Consider the following 16,696-nt stretch of genomic DNA (forward strand, 5'->3'; position numbering starts at 1 on the left):
TCCGAAGCGGGATGCAAAGATAGCAAAAATTACAACCACTGCAAATGGGAAGGCAGATAAAATGAAGGGGAAATCATAAGCCACTGGGAATCATTATAGAAAAAGTTAAAATTATTAAAACTTTTTGGAAAAGAGGGTTTACGGGAGATTGGTTAGGGGGTTATAGGGTTAGAAAAAGGTTAGGGGTTAGCAGCGATGGTTAGTTTAGGATAGTTTTATGAAGTGGAACGAAAACCTGTAACGCTTAGCTTGGGGATGCCTCATGCTTTGGCATGACCGTGGGGGATAATACGGAAAGTATTTGCAACTATGTTAAGCGATCGCATTAGCCAACTAACAAGGCCAAACCACTGTTTCTTCGTTCTGCGCCTAGACCGGCATGGTCAATTTTTCGGGATGGCACTGACCTAGCTCACTTACTGACTTTAACAGAAAAACGGCGCAGCACTCATGAATACCATTGAAAATATAAAAACTATATGAATAATTGCGAGCCGGCACTTTTGTGTTTTCACATGTGTTTATTAGTTATTTTGTGTTCAAGCTAGCTCCGCTGGTCTTTTGGTGCCAAAAGAAAATAAGCCCATCCGGCTAGGACAAGATCATTTAAATAGGCTATAAAAATAGATTTTTTTCATAGTCTGGGACTATTTTAAGCTTCACCAGAAAGGCAAATACTTAATTAATATTGTCCGGTACTTAACAAGACCAAAGTACATGCTTCTACAGGTTCGATATTATGCTGATCCAGCAGTTTTTCTAACTCATAATTTTCTGTACCAGGATTGAAAATAACCCGCTTTGGTTTAGTTTCCAATATATAATCGTGGTACTGCGGTTGCAGCGCCGGGCCTATATATAAGGTAATCGTATCAATATCCTGATGGATTTCGCCTGGCTTCTCAATTTCTACTCCTGCAACTTCACCTTTTTTGATTCCAACATTAACAATTTCATGATTGAAACGCGTTAACATATGAGCAGCTTTATAAGAATATCTGGATGGATCCGGAGATGCACCAATTATTAATGTTTTTTTCATGGTCTTATTTTTTCAATACGATCAGTTTAGAACTTAGCTAATAATGCAATTTGACCCGCATGATAGGCATGATGTTGTGCCAATCCACTCAATAACTCTCTTTTAGTTATCGATTTACCTAAAATTACATTTGGTGCCTCATTTATTTCATCATCCCACTGGTTTACATCAATAGATTCACAATACCTGATTAATTCTTCGTTTGCTATTTTAAAATCGAAAATTATTTTCTCCCAAGCTTGCGGTGTCTGATGATCCGCAGAAGGCCAATCGCCCATTACTGGTTCATTCGCTAAATTGCCCATTAAACGTGAAGTAACTTCTTCTGTCCAGGCGGTTAAATGAAGCGCAATTTCTGCAATGGAATGGGCATTTGGTATAAAAAAGTTAAAGGCATTTTCCGGCTTTACGTTATTCAATACTTGCATCACATGGTTTCCATGCCACGCATCTCCATTAAAAGCCTTCTTAATTTCGTTAGTAATATCAAACATAATAAAACAACAATGCTGAAAGTAGAAAGTTTTAAGCTGTTGCTAAGATGGCATTTGCACAATTGATTCCATCTATAGCTGCTGAAATAATTCCGCCAGCATAACCAGCACCTTCAGCGCAGGGATATAATCCTTTGATCTGAGGATGTTGAAAGCTTTCTTTATCCCTCGGGATACGAACTGGTGAAGATGTTCTACTCTCCACACCAACTAAAATCGCTTCATTTGTATAATAGCCTTTCATCTTTTTCCCGAATACGGGCAATGCGGCCTTCAAACTTTCTGAAACAAAGCCAGGCAAAATATTATCCAGCATCACACTTTTTGTACCAGGCAAATAGGAGTTTTTGGGTAGGTCTATCGACAGTTTATTATGAACGAAATCAATCATCCGCTGTGCGGGAGCGACCAAATTTCCTCCACCTGCTTCAAAAGCAAGTTTTTCTATTTCAGACTGAAAATTCAACATTCTCAACGGATCATAGCCCTGAACATCGTTTAATGTAACTTGTACAACTGTGCCAGAGTTGGCAAATGGATTATTCCGTTTCGACGGAGACCAGCCATTAACCACAATTTCATTATCGCCAGTTGCACAAGGCGCAATGATTCCGCCCGGGCACATGCAAAAAGAAAATACGCCACGGGCGCCAACTTGCTCTACCAAGCTGTAATACGCAGGAGGAAGAAACTCAGATCTCGTATCGCAATGGTATTGAGCAGAATCAATAATTTCCTGAGGATGTTCTATCCTTACCCCTAAAGCAAATGGTTTTGCCTCGATTAATATATTTTTACTATTCAGCAATTCGTATACATCTCTGGCAGAATGACCAGTAGCCAGGATAATATGATCTGCGAATAATTTATCTTCAAAATTAATTTCTACTCCCTTTACTTTTCCGAATTCTATTAAAATATCAGTCATCTGACTATCGAACATCACCTCCCCACCTGCATTTAGGATGGTATCTTTAATGGCGGTAATAATATGGGGTAACTTATTTGTTCCAATATGCGGACGGGCATCGATTAAAATATCTTTTTCTGCGCCATGGTCTACAAATGCCTGAAGTACTTTATTAATGTCGCCACGTTTATTAGACCGGGTATATAGTTTTCCGTCAGAATAGGTACCTGCCCCACCCTCTCCATAGCAATAGTTAGATTCGGTATTTACTATGCCTTGTTTATTAATGGCCGCTAAATCTCTTCGACGCTGCTTAACGTCTTTGCCTCGTTCGATGATGATTGGCTTTAACCCATTTTCAATACACTGCAAAGCAGCAAATAATCCTGCCGGACCTGCCCCAACGATAATTACAGGCTTTGCATCACTCACATTTGGATAATTGATTGTATTGATTTCTGGCACCGGAACTTCATCCACAAAAACTTTAACCTGTAAACGAAAAATAACTTTTCTGGATCTTGCATCAATCGACCGCTTTAAAACATCATATGCTTTGATACGATCTTCATCTAGTTTTAATGCTTCGGCAAGTTTGGTTTTTATTACTTCAGACTGCTCTACCTCATGTGGGAGCAACGTAATTTCAATATCTTTTTGCATAAGTCAGTCAGGTTTTTATCCTGAATTGGCACAAATGTAAATAGAAATTCTAATATTTGAATAACAACTTCAGTTTGCTACTTATCGTTCATTTGGTAAAACTTTATATGAGATGTATGGTTGATTAAAATACACTCAAATTGTAATCATATTTATAAAAATTAGTTCATTCCAACTCCTTTATTGTGAGCGCTACTAAATATTTTCTCTTTAATTCAGTTTCTCAAATGATTGATATGACCTGGATAAATCTGCCTAAACGTATTGAATAATAGCAAAACAATCTAAATGCGACATAATTCACATACAAGTTGTCAGTTTTTAGACTAAATTGTAACAAAGGAACAGATTTTGTGATCTGATTATTAAATTGAAATATTATCAGTTTGACAACATAAGACAAAAACCATAAAAATGAAAAGATTAGTATTCGGAATTTTAGCTGCTGTAATTGCAGTTACCTCTTTGAGCTCATGCGGATATAACAGCATGGTTAAACTTGATGAGAACGTAAAATCAAAATGGGGAACGGTACAAACCCAATATCAAAGACGTGCAGATTTGATTCCAAACCTGGTAAGCACGGTTAAAGGTGCAGCTAAATTTGAGCAGGGAACTTTGACCGCTGTAGTTGAGGCTCGTGCAAAAGCCACACAGATGACAGTTAATGCTGATGATTTAACACCAGAAAACATTCAGAAATACCAGGCAGCACAAGGGCAGTTAAGCCAGGCATTGGGTAAATTATTATCGATTACCGAGGCTTATCCAGAGTTAAGGGCTACTCAACAATTCAGCGATTTATCTGCTCAGTTAGAAAGTACTGAAAATAGAATCACGGTTGCCCGTAAAGATTTTAATGATGCTGTTCAGGCCTATAATGGAAAGATCAGATCGTTTCCAACGAACTTAACATCTGGCATGTTTGGTTTTAAACCAAAAGGATACTTTGAGGCTGATGCCACTGCAAAAGATGCTCCAAAAGTAGAATTCTAATTCCTCAACAATAACATTTAAGGGTAGTGTATGTTTAATCTAATGATAAGCATGCATTACCCTTTTTACTTCAATTAAAACAAAATCATGTCGTTATTTTCAGATATTGAACAAGATAAAATAGCTCAGGCAATTTCAGATGCAGAAAAAGCAACATCTGGTGAGCTAAGAATTGCCATTGACAAACATTGCGAAGGTGATCCTTACGAAAAAGCAACAGATTATTTCTCCAAACTGAACATGGATAAAACATCATTGAAAAATGGTGTATTAATTTATCTTGCTCATGCAGATCATAAATTTGCCATTATTGGCGACTCTGGAATAAATAGGGTTGTACCTGCTGATTTTTGGGAAACCACCAAAATTGCAATGACGGCTCATTTTGCAAAAGGTAACTTAGCAGATGGAATTATTGCAGGTGTGGCACTGGCCGGTGAAAAGTTAGCCTTGTTCTTCCCTCCTCAAAAAGGTGACATCAATGAATTACCGAATGATATAGTATTTATGGATAAACCCGAAAATAAATAAACAATGAAAAAATTATTCCTTTTTTCGCTCCTCAGTTGCTTTTTTACTTTTGGTTTTGCGCAAGATTTTCCAGCTAAACCGACTACACTTGTTAGTGATTATGCCAATGTTTTATCTGCCGATCAAAAACAGGCATTGGAAACAAAGCTGGTAACTTTTAACGATTCATCTTCAACACAAATCGCGATTGCTATATTAAAATCTGTTGGGGATTATGACATCAATGAATACGCGGTAGAATTAGGCCGGAAATGGGGCGTAGGTCAGCAAGGCAACAACAACGGCATTATGATCGTTGTTGCTGTTGGCGATAGAAAAATCTCTATACAAACGGGTTATGGTCTTGAGGGAGCTTTGCCCGATATCTATGCCAAACGAATTATAGACAATGACATTAAGCCAAATTTTAAGGCCGGAAACTATTATGCCGGATTAGATGCCGGTACAACCTCAATCATTAAATACACCAAAGGCGAATATAAGAATGATAGCCCAAAAGCATCCTCTTCAAAAAAAGGTGGATTTGGCAGTATCTTCATCGTGATCATTATTGTTGTGGTAATCATTATCGTTATGCGCAAAGGCGGTGGTGGCGGTGGCAACAGTGTAATTGGTGGTCGTGGCGCATCTAATGCATTGTTCTGGGCGATGCTTTTCGGAAGCGGCGGTGGTCGTGGAGGAAATAGTGGCTGGGGAGGCGGCGGTGGTTCTTCTGGTGGCGGTGGATTTGGAGGATTTGGTGGCGGAAGTTTCGGCGGTGGCGGATCTAGCGGAAGCTGGTAGTAGAAAGTCGTTGAGCGTTGTTCGTTTGACGTTTGGATAGAATCTATATGTTTATCAATTTTTTTTTTAAGTAAACAATATCGCTCACCATTTTAAAATATAACATTACAAAAGATGTATAGGAAAGATTTGATTACAGCTGAGATTCAAAAGTTAGCGGAAATCCTGGCCCGCATTATGGGATTAAAACTAGAAGGGAAACTGAAAGACGCCCAAAATATTTTTGATGAAACCATGGAAAGGAGTTTTCTGCTTCCAGTTAATATTTTGGAAAGTGAAGACCTTTCCATTTTCGAAAGTTGGCTGGACACCTGTAATCTTCCTCCAGAGAAGCTTGATTCCTTCAGCGAGTTTCTTTATTACGAACTTGGCACCAGTGCAGAAAGAAATCAAGCTATTGCACCAAAACTCAATTTAGTTTATCAGTTTTTAGCAGATAAACACAAGATTGTACATTTGGTAAATTTACATCGCCAAAAAACTATCCAGCAATACGTCTAGCTATATTTTTTGAGCGATAATTATAATTCAATATCAGGAACACATGATTATAGAAAAGTGGCAAAAACTTGCCTCTAAATATTTAGTGAAAGCGCAATGGGCTACCCTGAGGGTAGATGAGGTAAAGCTTCCAACCGGCATAGTTAAAGATGATTATTTTGTTTTAGAATACCCAAACTGGGCGACAGCTGTTGCCTTAACCGAAGAAGGTAAAATCATTATGGTACGCCAATATCGTCATGCTGCAGACATTGTATCTCTGGAAGTTCCTGGAGGTGTGATAGATGGGGATGAAGGTCCGGAGGCTGGCGTAAAAAGAGAGTTGCTGGAAGAAACAGGATACACCTTCAAAACCTGTAAACTGGTGGCCGAGCTTTATCCAAATCCTGCTACATCAAATAATAAAACCTTTACTTATGTTTTAACAGGAGGTATTAAAACCCACGAGCAGCATTTAGATGAACATGAAATTTTGAATGTTGAAGAATATACCATCGAAGAGGTAAAGCAATTATTAAAGGAGAATAAAATTGCGCAGTGTATTCACGTTGCTGCATTACACTATGGTTTGGTGGAATTGGAAAGAATGGGTAATTGCTAATTGGTTTTTATTTTTAATCTCCTAAGACATTTAAGAAAAGCTTCGCAGAATAGCTAAAACATGAAACAAAAAGTCCTGATTTGAAAATTCAAATCAGGACTTTTTGTTTTCCAAGAATTGGGATAGCAAGCGATTTTTTAACCTTATACCCTAAACCTTTATTAGCTCATTTTTAATTTTTTCTGAATATCGTGTACGTAAGCTTTGAATTTTTTGTCTGTATCGATTAAATCTTCAACAGTTTGGCAAGCATAAATTACGGTACTGTGATCTCGGCCACCAAAGAAAGCACCAATAGTTTTTAATGATGATTTGGTATGGCTTTTAGACAAATACATAGAGATTTGACGGGCCTGTACAATTTCGCGTTTACGGGTTTGAGATTTAACCATATCTACCGGTACTTCGAAATACTCACAAACCAACTTCTGAATGTATTCCATCGAAATTTCTTTCGTTGTATTTTTTATAAAGTTCTTCAACATCTGTTTAGCTAACGCTAAATCGATCTCTTTCTTATTTAAGGTAGCTTGCGCCAATAGTGAAACCATGGCACCCTCTAGCTCACGAACATTGTTATCAATATTGTGCGCTACATATTCTACTACTTCACCTGGCAACTCAATACCATCTGCATACATTTTCTTTCTCAAGATTGCAATACGCGTTTCTAAATCAGGAATCTGTAAATCTGCAGATAAACCCCATTTAAAACGACTCAATAAACGCTCTTCCAAACCAGCCAAATCTTTTGGCGCTTTATCAGATGTTAAAATAACCTGTTTACCTGATTGATGTAAATGGTTAAAAATATGGAAGAAAATATCCTGAGTTTTTTCTTTACCAGCGAAATTGTGTACATCATCCATAATGATCACATCCATTGCCTGATAGAAATTAACAAAATCGTTAATAGTATTGTTTTTTAACGAGTCTACAAACTGCTGGCAGAATTTTTCACAGCTTACATAGATTACCAGTTTATCTGGCATGCTGCGTTTAATTTCATTACCAATTGCCTGTGCAAGATGAGTTTTACCTAAACCTACACCGCCATAAATCATTAACGGGTTAAATGAGGTACCACCTGGTTTAGCAGCTACAGCGTAACCAGCAGAACGGGCTAAACGATTGCAATCTCCCTCTATGTAGTTTTCAAAAGTGTAATTAGCGTTTAATTGTGGATCAACATTTAATTTTTTTAATCCAGGGATGATGAAAGGATTTTTAATGTCTTTATTGATGGAAACTGGAATTGGCATTGATTGTACCTTGGCCTCTGCTCCGTTTCCATTTGAGGGCATATTTGTGGTATAAGGATTACCGCTATTTGATGATTTATCAACAACGATATTATATTCTAACCTGCCGTCCTCTCCAAGTTGTTTTTTTACTGTCTTACGTAGCAAGCCTACGTAGTGTTCTTCAAGCCATTCGTAAAAGAACAAACTTGGCACTTGTATGGTTAAAACCTTACCTTCTAATTTAAGGGCTGTGATAGGCTCGAACCAAGTTTTGAAACTTTGGGTCGGGATGTTATCCTTAATAATTTGAAGACAGTTCTTCCACACTTCTGTACAAGTTTTTTCCATTGCGATTTCTATAATTTATTGATTACTAGGGCCATTTGGACTATACTGGATGGTCCGTTTCGGGATTACGAATATTGAGAAAATTATCAACATTTTAAACAAAAACTTCAAATAAATCGTAACGCGCTGAAAGGTAATACCCTAACCTAGTTAACCTCAATTTTTTATGTTGATAACTATTTACTAACATTGTTTATCCACATTTAGCTCTAAAAGAAGCTGACGTTATCTCTCAGGTCGAATTGACGTGAAATGAGCAAATTCTAAGCCACCTTTAAATCATATTTATTAAATTTTGTAGTTTTTATCTTTCAGTAAATTCAAACTACTGATTATCAAGCACTGATGTAATTACAATTATTCTATTCATTTTTAGCAGCGCTAGTCAACGCCAAAATTTTCCCATCAAGCAATTAATTCATACCTGTCGATAAAGCAAATTTGCTACCTGTATTCACCAAAGGTTTTACGCATCACATCAGAAATTTCTCCCAATGTTGCATATTTTTCTACCGCATCTATAATGAGCGGCATCAAATTTTGATTGCCATTTGTACCATCTTCCAGCAAATTTAGCGCCTTTTGAACGGCGATGTTATCTCTGTTACTTTTTAGATGTATCAACTTATCGGTTTGGAGTTTTCGAATGGAATCATCAATATTGAAGACTTCCGTTATCCCCTCCTCCCGTTGGGTAAACTTATTTACCCCAACAGAAACCCGCTCCCCGGTTTCTATTTCTTTCTGATATTGATAAGCGGAATTTGCGATCTCATTTTGCATATAATCACTTTCGATGGCATTAACCGATCCACCCATCGCATCTATCTTATCAATATATAGCCAGGCTGCAGCCTCGACCTCATCTGTTAAATTTTCCACAAAAAAAGAACCAGCCAAGGGATCCACGGTATCGGTTACACCACTTTCAAACCCAATAATCTGTTGTGTGCGTAATGCTATTTTTGCTGCAGCTTCCGTTGGTAAAGAAAGGGCCTCGTCATAACCATTGGTATGTAGCGACTGTGTGCCGCCCAGCACCGCTGCCATTGCCTGGTTTGTTACTCTGATTACATTATTAAGCGGTTGTTGGGCGGTTAGTGTTGAACCGCCGGTTTGTGTATGAAAGCGGAGCATTTGCGCCTTCTCGTCTGAAGCGCCAAGTTCTTTTGTAATTTTTGCCCACATTCTTCTAGCCGCCCTGAATTTCGCAATCTCTTCAAAAAAGTTGTTATGGCAATTAAAGAAGAATGAAAGCCGTTTGGCAAAAACATTAATCTCGAGCCCCTTATCTATTGCTGCTTTAAGATAAGTTTTTCCATTTGCCAAAGTAAAGGCGAGCTCCTGTACCGCACTTGACCCGGCTTCGCGAATGTGATAACCAGAAATGGATATCGTATTCCATCTTGGAACTTCCTGACTGCAAAATTCAAAAATATCTGTAATTAAACGCATTGATTGCTTGGGTGGATAAATATAGGTTCCCCTTGCAGCGTATTCCTTAAGGATATCATTCTGAATGGTTCCTGAGATCTGCCTTAAGTCTGCTCCCTGTTTTTTAGCCAGCGCAATATACATGGCTAGTAAAATAGAAGCAGTTGCATTTATCGTCATAGAGGTAGTGATATCTTTTAGCTGGATTCCATCAAAAAGTATTTCCAGATCCTTTAATGAATCGATGGCTACACCAACTTTCCCAACTTCTCCATCGGCCATTTCATGATCAGAATCATAACCAATTTGTGTGGGTAAATCAAAAGCTACAGATAAACCGGTAGTTCCCTGTGCCAATAAATAATGATAGCGTTTATTCGATTCTTCGGCTGTTGAAAAGCCTGCATACTGCCGCATGGTCCACAAACGGCCGCGATACATATCTTTCTGAATGCCCCTGGTAAAAGGGTATTCCCCTGGTTTTTCCTCAAGTGGCTTTGCAGAAGTGTAAAGTTCTTTAATTTCGATCCCGGATGTAGTGGTATGTTTCATAGGAAATTGGGTTATTGGTTAAGAATAAATGGTTAGCAGTTTAGACGGTTAGGGGTTTAGTCCATTAGTTGGTCTTTTAATGATTTTAGAACTAACAGGAAAGAAAACGAACTAAAGGATTTGAAGTGATTATAACCCTGTCAATGATAACTTCATTCTTTACGCCTAACATTGCACCCAGCTATTTGCCCTACTCAAGTCATCTAACCTTCTAACCAATTCTAAACCCCTAACCTTTTTCTAAATATCTCCACATCTTACATCGTTATTAAAACAATCGCTGAATGTCTTTTTTCACCAACTCAATAGTTAAATCATAAGGATTTTCATCGATGCTGGCCATGTGTGTTAAAATCGCTTTGCTTAATTCTATGCCATTAGCATCTGCCGGCAAACCACCAACAGCATTATTTATCATGGCAATGGTATCATCCTTTAACTTTCGAACAACATTCCAGGTAATACTATCCACATACAATTGTTGTGTAATGTTATGTTGATATTCTGATTTTACTTCATTTAATATCCCTGCCTGAAGGGTTGAAATCCCGATTCCCTGCTGATGTAAACGCACCAGGAGATTTGCAGGATTAATCCGGTCTGTAAAAATGATCAACCGCTCATGCGCTTGTAAGCGTAAAGGTAAAAGGTGTGCCCTGCTTTCCTTATTTAATTCTATTTCCTTTAAGTTAAAAAACCGCTGTATATCAACTTTTAAAATGTAATATACGCCCATTAAGGCGATAAAAATGCCTGCAAATAATATAACTATATCAGTTAAAATCTGTTGGATGTTCATAGGTATTGTTTAAATACGGTAATTTCTCGAACCGCTGAAAGCAAAAATGTGCATTATTATTTATATTTGTAACAGATAAAATTTAAATAGATATGAGCACAACAGTTGATACAACATTTGCACCGGTTACTTTCTCTGAGGGAGCGTCTAAAGAACTATATAAATTAAAAGATCAGCAGGAAATTGGCGAGGATTATGGTTTACGCGTTGGGGTTGAAGGCGGTGGTTGCGCAGGAATGAATTATATTTTAGGTTTCGACCAGAAGAAAGAAGGTGATCAGGAATTTTTTATCGATGGTATTAAAGTTTTTATGAACAAAGCACATCAAATGTACTTAATGGGCATGATGATCGATTGGCAAGATGGCTTAAATTCTCGTGGTTTTACCTTTGTAAACCCTAATGCAACCAGCACTTGCGGTTGCGGCACGAGTTTCTCTGCATAAAAAATATATTATTGTAACATAAAGTATAGTCCCGATGTCTAAACATCGGGACTTTTTTTATTTTTACAAATAGAGGTTAAAGGCAAAAGGTATAGGGTTTAAGGCTAAACCATCTTCATACTCTTTACTCAGTACTTACTACTCGATACTTATTTAAATGAATTATACAGAAAATATCAGACTGGCATTAGAATCCATTAAGGGTAATCGTTTACGTACTATGCTTACTGCCTTGATTATTGCTATCGGACTAATGGCACTGGTTGGAATTCTGACCACTCTTGATGCGGTAAAGAAAAGTATGACTGATGCCTTCAGTAGTATGGGTGCCAATTCATTTACGATTAGAAACCGTGGTACTGGGATCAGGATCGGAAATGGTAAAAGGCCTAAACCTTTCAAATCCATTCGTTATGAAGATGCAATTAAGTTTAAAGACAGTTTAAATGCACCTGCAACTGTTGCAGTTAGTGTTGTTGCAAGTGGTGGTTCTACAGTTAAATATGGTAATTTAAAAACCAACCCAAACATTAATGTGCAAGGCATTGATGAAAATGGTTTGGCATCTCAAGGATTAAATCTCTCTGAAGGAAGAAATTTTGGTGCTTCGGAAGTAAAGATGGGAAGCAATGTATGCATCGTTGGTGGCGAGGTGGTGACCAGACTTTTCAAGGATACCGACCCTATGGATAAGTTAATTAACGTAGGAAATAACCGTTTCAAAATTGTTGGTATTTTAGAGAAAAAAGGTTCGAGCATGGGTTTTAGTGGAGACAGAGCCGTTTATGTACCCTTGCTAAAAGCAAAGCAGATTAATGCAAATGCCAATCCATCTTACACCATTACCGTTATGGTATCTGATAATAACGACCAGGAAAATGTAATTGGTGAATCAACAGCTTTATTTAGAAACATACGGAAGGTAAAGATTAACGATACAAATAATTTTGAAATTACTAAAAGTGACGCCATTGCACAAACGCTATTTGAGAACCTGGCTTTTGTTGCTGTTGGCGGAATAGCAATTGGAATTATTACCTTAATTGGTGCATCAATTGGTTTAATGAATATTATGCTGGTTTCTGTAACTGAGCGAACAAGGGAAATTGGAATTAGAAAAGCCATTGGTGCCAACCCAAAAGTAATTCGCCGGCAATTTCTAATAGAGGCCGTTGTGATTTGTTTAATGGGTGGTGCATTGGGAATATTTTTAGGAATTGTACTGGGCAATATCATATCGCTCGCCATGGGTGGTGCATTCCTTATCCCTTGGGCATTTATTTTGGGCGGATTTGTACTATGCGTTGGTGTAGGAATTCTTTCTGGCTATTATCCTGCTAAAAAAGCATCAAGATTAGATCCTGTTGAGGCTTTAAGGTACGAGTAAGTTCAAGCAATTTTTATCAATAACTGGAGTTCAATAATTGATTTACTGTTTTTACACCCTGGTCTGCAACCACCCATCTGAAAGATTATCGTGTGGGTACCATTAATTTGTAAAGATATTTTTTCCGCTCTTTGCCGCGGAGGCATGGTACTTTGGAGCGCCAAAGTACCCAAAGCGCTTTGTCAATCCAGCTATAGGCCTTTTACAACATCCCGCACACATCAAAAAAACAGCGGTCACTTCGTTTTGTGTTCAATATTCTTTCACTTCGAACCTTCATTTATGAACACAAAACCACTGCATTTAAGGTTTGTTAGTGCAATACTATACTATTGTACAATTGTTTTTTTGATTTCTCCGGCCCTTGGGATTGACGGCGTTCTTCGGTAAGGCTTATGCTTTATTAAAGTTGGTTAGCAAAATGCATAGAAAATCACGCTTGGAAGATGTGTCCACACGATATTTCTTTTGAGGGGTGCCTAAAGGGCGAGGTATTAAAAAAAATCGTTTAATGGTATTTAACGCATATTATTAAAGAACTCTCAGATCAACAGCAAGCTTAAATTGGAAGAATATCTTAAATAAGAACATTATTTAATTGATGCTGACTCAATAACTGCTGCATCAACGGGGTATATAAACTTTCCTCCAGGGCAGCCGCATGTTTCAGATGATGCATATCACTTCCAATGAAATCAACAAGATGATATTCTACCATTTCTTCTGCTGCTTTTTTTGCGCCTGATCCGTAATAACCAGTTAAGGCAATAGAATTCATCTGAAGCAAACAACCTGTTTCTCTGATTTGATGTAAATTTTCGATCGAACTATAAAAATATGGATAGCGCTCTGGATGGGCCAATACGGGCTGAAATCCGGCATCCTGAATAATTTTGATAAAATCCAACAAATTTGGTGGCGCATTGATGTAGGAAAGTTCAAAGAGCAAATATTCCTTCCCAAATGTTAAAACTTCTTTCTGTCTGACTTTCTTTTCCAGTGTTTCATCAAGATAATATTCAGCGGCAGCATCTACTTCCAGATCAATTTGAACATCGCTAAGGCCCTTTCTCAAAATATCAAGTCCACGATTAATCGTATCTGGTGTATTCCTGAAATAATCTGCCATAATATGAGGCGTAGCAATCAGTTTTTTAAAACCTAAGGCTTTAAAACGTTTCGCTAATTGAATAGAATCGTTCAAAGTTTGCGCACCATCATCTATCCCTGGGATTATATGCGAATGCATATCTATTCCAATATTGGAGAAATTAAATTCAGGTACTATCTTCTTTTTCTTAAATAATCCGAACATCACAATAGTTCTTAATTTATTTCTTTGGGGAGATTTGACGCTTCTGCAGATGAGGCTAATTTAGAGGAATAGATTTTACCGAGCAAACTATTTAAATCTACACTTAAATCAAATTGCAAATCCTCATGCAACTTTTTGTATTTATTAATGGTTACGGCTACCGTTTTTAAGTAAAATGTCGAAAATAAAATCATATAATCCCGATAACCAAGCGTAGATTTTCTATAATCGAACGGAACCATATTTAAGATAAAAATTTTCAGTTCAACTTCACCAATCGGGTCTTTGGTTACCTTGTAAAAATGATTTACTGAGGTGATCATCTTTCGAACTTTAACCAGTGCTTCTTTGGCATTTAGCTTTTTCAAATCAAACACCTGCTCTTCTACATCCGCTTTAATCTGTTCTTTCCGATGCTCCAGATCAGATTCATCTTCCAACAATTTATAATGAAGGTGTTCGGTAAGCACTTTATCTTTTGCTATTAAACGCAATAACAGCCTGTCTTTTTCCTTTACAGGCAGATCTGTTATCGCATTTTTTAAATCTTTGTGCTCCGATAGTTTCATTTAAAAAGGGTTAGCCTTGATGTATTTTTCCCACTCCCAGGCCGATCGCATCATCTCATTAATATCAAGCGATGCTTTCCAACCTAATTCCTCATTAGACTTAGTTACATCACCATAAATCTGAACGATATCACCTGCTCTTCTTGGTCCGAGGTTATAATCAAGTTTCTCTCTATTAACATTTTCAAAGGCAGAAATGATTTCCAAAACTGAAGATCCTTTTCCTGTTCCGATATTGAAAACATCATAATTTGAAGAATTATCTTTTTTCTCTAATTTTTTTATTGCGGCCACATGTGCTTTTGCCAAATCTACTACATGAATATAATCACGGATTGCAGAACCATCGGGAGTGTCGTAATCATTACCGTACACAGTAATCGGACCGCGTTTTCCAATAGCAGACTGCGTAATAAAAGGAACCAGATTAGCTGGAACACCATTCGGTAATTCACCTATTAAAGCGGTTTCGTGTGCACCTACTGGATTAAAATAACGCAATGCGATAACATTTAAATCTGGTGTTACTGCTGCAGTTTCAGCCAAAATTTCTTCTGCAACCTGCTTGGTGTTTCCATATGGAGATTCTGCCTTTTTTACAGGAGCAGCCTCCGTAACTGGTAAGCTATCTGGTTGCCCATAAACGGTACATGAAGATGAAAACACAAAGTCTATCTTCCTGTTAAAGGATGTTAAAAGGTTAATCAAACCGAAAAAATTATTTTTATAATATTTTAAAGGTTTTTCAACAGACTCTCCAACAGCTTTTGATGCTGCAAAATGAATAATCCCGGTAACATCAGTCTGGGCTGCTGCAAATTCTTTTACAGCATGTTCATCCTGAAGATCAATCTCATTAAAATCAAACCACTTACCTGTAATTGTATGCAACTGGGTTAAAATTTTAATGTTTGAATTGGATAAGTTATCAACAATAACAACCTCGTAGCCTGCATTGTGTAACTCTACAACGGTGTGCGAACCTATATATCCTGTTCCACCGGTAACTAATATTTTTGACATCTTAACGGTTAAATGTGGTAAAATCTTTATGGTCTATTTTTTCTAAAGCTTCAGCTGGTAAAGATTTGAAATACTCATAAGTAATTCTCAAACCTTCTGCTCGCCCTACTTTTGGTTCCCATCCTAAAATTTCACGGGCTTTGGTTATATCCGGGCGTCTTTGCTTTGGATCATCCTGAGGGAGGTCTCTATATACTATTTTCTGAGAAGTACCAGTAAGTTTAATGATCTCCTCGCAAAACTGCTTAATGGTAATCTCATCCGGGTTGCCAACATTTACCGGCTGAGCATAATCACTCATCAATAAACGGAAGATTCCTTCAATCAAATCGTCTACATAACAGAAAGATCGGGTTTGGCTGCCATCGCCAAATACAGTTAAATCTTCACCCCTTAAAGCCTGGCCAATAAAAGCAGGTAAAACACGACCATCATTAAGTCGCATTCTTGGTCCGTAGGTATTGAAGATTCTTATAATTCTGGTTTCTACACCATGAAAGGTATGATAGGCCATGGTGATGGCTTCCTGAAAACGTTTTGCCTCATCGTAAACACCTCGAGGGCCAACGGGATTTACATTTCCCCAGTATTCTTCTGGTTGCGGATTCACACTTGGATCTCCATAAACTTCAGATGTAGATGCGATCAGCATTCTGGCGCCTTTATTTCTGGCTAAACCCAAAAGGTTGTGTGTGCCCAATGAACCTACTTTCAAGGTTTGAATTGGAATTTTCAGGTAGTCAATCGGACTAGCCGGAGAAGCAAAATGAAGAATATAATCAAGCTTGCCGGGAACATGTACAAATTTTGAAACATCATGATTGTAAAACTCGAAGTTCTCCAATTTAAAAAGGTGCTCAATATTGGCCAAATCACCAGTGATCAGGTTATCCATTCCAATTACATGATAATCCTCTTTCACAAAACGATCACAAAGATGAGAGCCTAAAAATCCGGCTGCACCTGTGATTAAAATTCTTTTTTGACCCCCTAAATCTCCTGAAGGAGATTTTTCCGTACTTTCGTTCATATTCTTTTTAAAATATTACTATTTTCAA

Annotated in this window: 17 protein-coding genes; 7 read left to right on the forward strand and 10 right to left on the reverse strand. The window is 37.6% G+C overall.

Features of this window, described 5'->3' with window-relative positions; all coding sequences use genetic code 11:
* Nucleotides 1-682: 682 nt before the first annotated feature.
* Genes ACN1CD_RS10350 through ACN1CD_RS10360 form a run of 3 tightly spaced genes read right to left on the reverse strand, consistent with a single transcriptional unit; the run spans nucleotide 683 to nucleotide 3,109 of the window.
* Entirely contained in the window at nucleotides 683-1,042 is a 360-nt protein-coding gene (locus tag ACN1CD_RS10350) for a CoA-binding protein (RefSeq protein WP_419130319.1), read from the reverse strand.
* Nucleotides 1,043-1,068: 26 nt separating this feature from the next.
* Nucleotides 1,069-1,536, reverse strand: a complete 468-nt coding sequence (locus ACN1CD_RS10355) for a DinB family protein (protein ID WP_419130320.1) — start codon at nucleotides 1,534-1,536, stop codon at nucleotides 1,069-1,071.
* Nucleotides 1,537-1,567: 31 nt separating this feature from the next.
* Nucleotides 1,568-3,109 carry an FAD-dependent protein gene (locus tag ACN1CD_RS10360; protein WP_419130321.1) on the reverse strand — a complete coding sequence of 514 codons (1,542 nt, stop codon included), beginning with the start codon at nucleotides 3,107-3,109 and terminating at the stop codon, nucleotides 1,568-1,570.
* A gap of 414 nt (nucleotides 3,110-3,523) precedes the next feature.
* Between ACN1CD_RS10360 and ACN1CD_RS10365 the strand changes: the two genes are divergently transcribed.
* The 5 genes from ACN1CD_RS10365 (at nucleotide 3,524) to ACN1CD_RS10385 (ending at nucleotide 6,521) form a co-directional block, all read left to right on the forward strand.
* Entirely contained in the window at nucleotides 3,524-4,105 is a 582-nt protein-coding gene (locus ACN1CD_RS10365) for a LemA family protein (RefSeq protein WP_154279073.1), read from the forward strand.
* Between the two features lie 87 nt (nucleotides 4,106-4,192).
* Nucleotides 4,193-4,636, forward strand: coding sequence for a TPM domain-containing protein (locus tag ACN1CD_RS10370; RefSeq protein ID WP_419130322.1), 444 nt, complete (start codon nucleotides 4,193-4,195; stop codon nucleotides 4,634-4,636).
* Nucleotides 4,637-4,639: 3 nt separating this feature from the next.
* Nucleotides 4,640-5,419: a TPM domain-containing protein gene (locus tag ACN1CD_RS10375; RefSeq protein ID WP_419130323.1), complete on the forward strand. Its 780-nt coding sequence runs from the start codon at nucleotides 4,640-4,642 to the stop codon at nucleotides 5,417-5,419.
* Nucleotides 5,420-5,533: 114 nt separating this feature from the next.
* On the forward strand, nucleotides 5,534-5,920 hold the full coding sequence (locus ACN1CD_RS10380; protein ID WP_419130324.1) for a hypothetical protein: 387 nt from the start codon (nucleotides 5,534-5,536) through the stop codon (nucleotides 5,918-5,920).
* A gap of 43 nt (nucleotides 5,921-5,963) precedes the next feature.
* Nucleotides 5,964-6,521 (forward strand): NUDIX hydrolase, encoded by a 558-nt coding sequence (locus ACN1CD_RS10385; protein WP_419130325.1) that lies wholly within the window; start codon nucleotides 5,964-5,966, stop codon nucleotides 6,519-6,521.
* A 161-nt stretch (nucleotides 6,522-6,682) separates the two neighbouring features.
* Here ACN1CD_RS10385 and dnaA read toward each other — a convergent pair whose 3' ends face one another.
* The 3 genes from dnaA to ACN1CD_RS10400 form a co-directional block, all read right to left on the reverse strand.
* A complete protein-coding gene (dnaA, locus tag ACN1CD_RS10390) occupies nucleotides 6,683-8,113 on the reverse strand; it encodes a chromosomal replication initiator protein DnaA (RefSeq protein ID WP_154279078.1) in 1,431 nt (476 codons plus the stop codon).
* Nucleotides 8,114-8,557: 444 nt separating this feature from the next.
* Complete coding sequence (locus ACN1CD_RS10395) at nucleotides 8,558-10,099, reverse strand: acyl-CoA mutase large subunit family protein (RefSeq protein WP_419130326.1); 1,542 nt, start codon at nucleotides 10,097-10,099, stop codon at nucleotides 8,558-8,560.
* A gap of 268 nt (nucleotides 10,100-10,367) precedes the next feature.
* A complete protein-coding gene (locus ACN1CD_RS10400; protein ID WP_419130327.1) occupies nucleotides 10,368-10,898 on the reverse strand; it encodes a hypothetical protein in 531 nt (176 codons plus the stop codon).
* 92 nt (nucleotides 10,899-10,990) lie between these two features.
* On the opposite strand from ACN1CD_RS10400, the gene ACN1CD_RS10405 reads away from it, so the two are divergent.
* Together ACN1CD_RS10405 and ACN1CD_RS10410 are read left to right on the forward strand one after the other, a co-directional pair.
* Complete coding sequence (locus tag ACN1CD_RS10405) at nucleotides 10,991-11,344, forward strand: HesB/IscA family protein (protein ID WP_029286505.1); 354 nt, start codon at nucleotides 10,991-10,993, stop codon at nucleotides 11,342-11,344.
* Between the two features lie 157 nt (nucleotides 11,345-11,501).
* On the forward strand, nucleotides 11,502-12,731 hold the full coding sequence (locus ACN1CD_RS10410; protein WP_419130328.1) for an ABC transporter permease: 1,230 nt from the start codon (nucleotides 11,502-11,504) through the stop codon (nucleotides 12,729-12,731).
* A 577-nt stretch (nucleotides 12,732-13,308) separates the two neighbouring features.
* Here the strand turns inward: ACN1CD_RS10410 and ACN1CD_RS10415 are convergent.
* Genes ACN1CD_RS10415 through ACN1CD_RS10430 form a run of 4 tightly spaced genes read right to left on the reverse strand, consistent with a single transcriptional unit; the run spans nucleotide 13,309 to nucleotide 16,668 of the window.
* Nucleotides 13,309-14,046, reverse strand: a complete 738-nt coding sequence (locus ACN1CD_RS10415) for a tyrosine-protein phosphatase (protein ID WP_419130329.1) — start codon at nucleotides 14,044-14,046, stop codon at nucleotides 13,309-13,311.
* Between the two features lie 11 nt (nucleotides 14,047-14,057).
* On the reverse strand, nucleotides 14,058-14,615 hold the full coding sequence (locus tag ACN1CD_RS10420; RefSeq protein WP_419130330.1) for a hypothetical protein: 558 nt from the start codon (nucleotides 14,613-14,615) through the stop codon (nucleotides 14,058-14,060).
* Nucleotides 14,616-15,638 carry a UDP-glucose 4-epimerase GalE gene (gene galE, locus ACN1CD_RS10425; RefSeq protein ID WP_419130331.1) on the reverse strand — a complete coding sequence of 341 codons (1,023 nt, stop codon included), beginning with the start codon at nucleotides 15,636-15,638 and terminating at the stop codon, nucleotides 14,616-14,618. It lies immediately after the preceding gene.
* 1 nt (nucleotide 15,639) lies between these two features.
* Nucleotides 15,640-16,668 (reverse strand): UDP-glucuronic acid decarboxylase family protein, encoded by a 1,029-nt coding sequence (locus ACN1CD_RS10430; protein WP_419130332.1) that lies wholly within the window; start codon nucleotides 16,666-16,668, stop codon nucleotides 15,640-15,642.
* Between the last annotated feature and the right edge of the window lie 28 nt (nucleotides 16,669-16,696).

The sequence above is a fragment of the Pedobacter sp. N23S346 genome, from assembly GCF_048515415.1.
GTDB lineage: Bacteria > Bacteroidota > Bacteroidia > Sphingobacteriales > Sphingobacteriaceae > Pedobacter.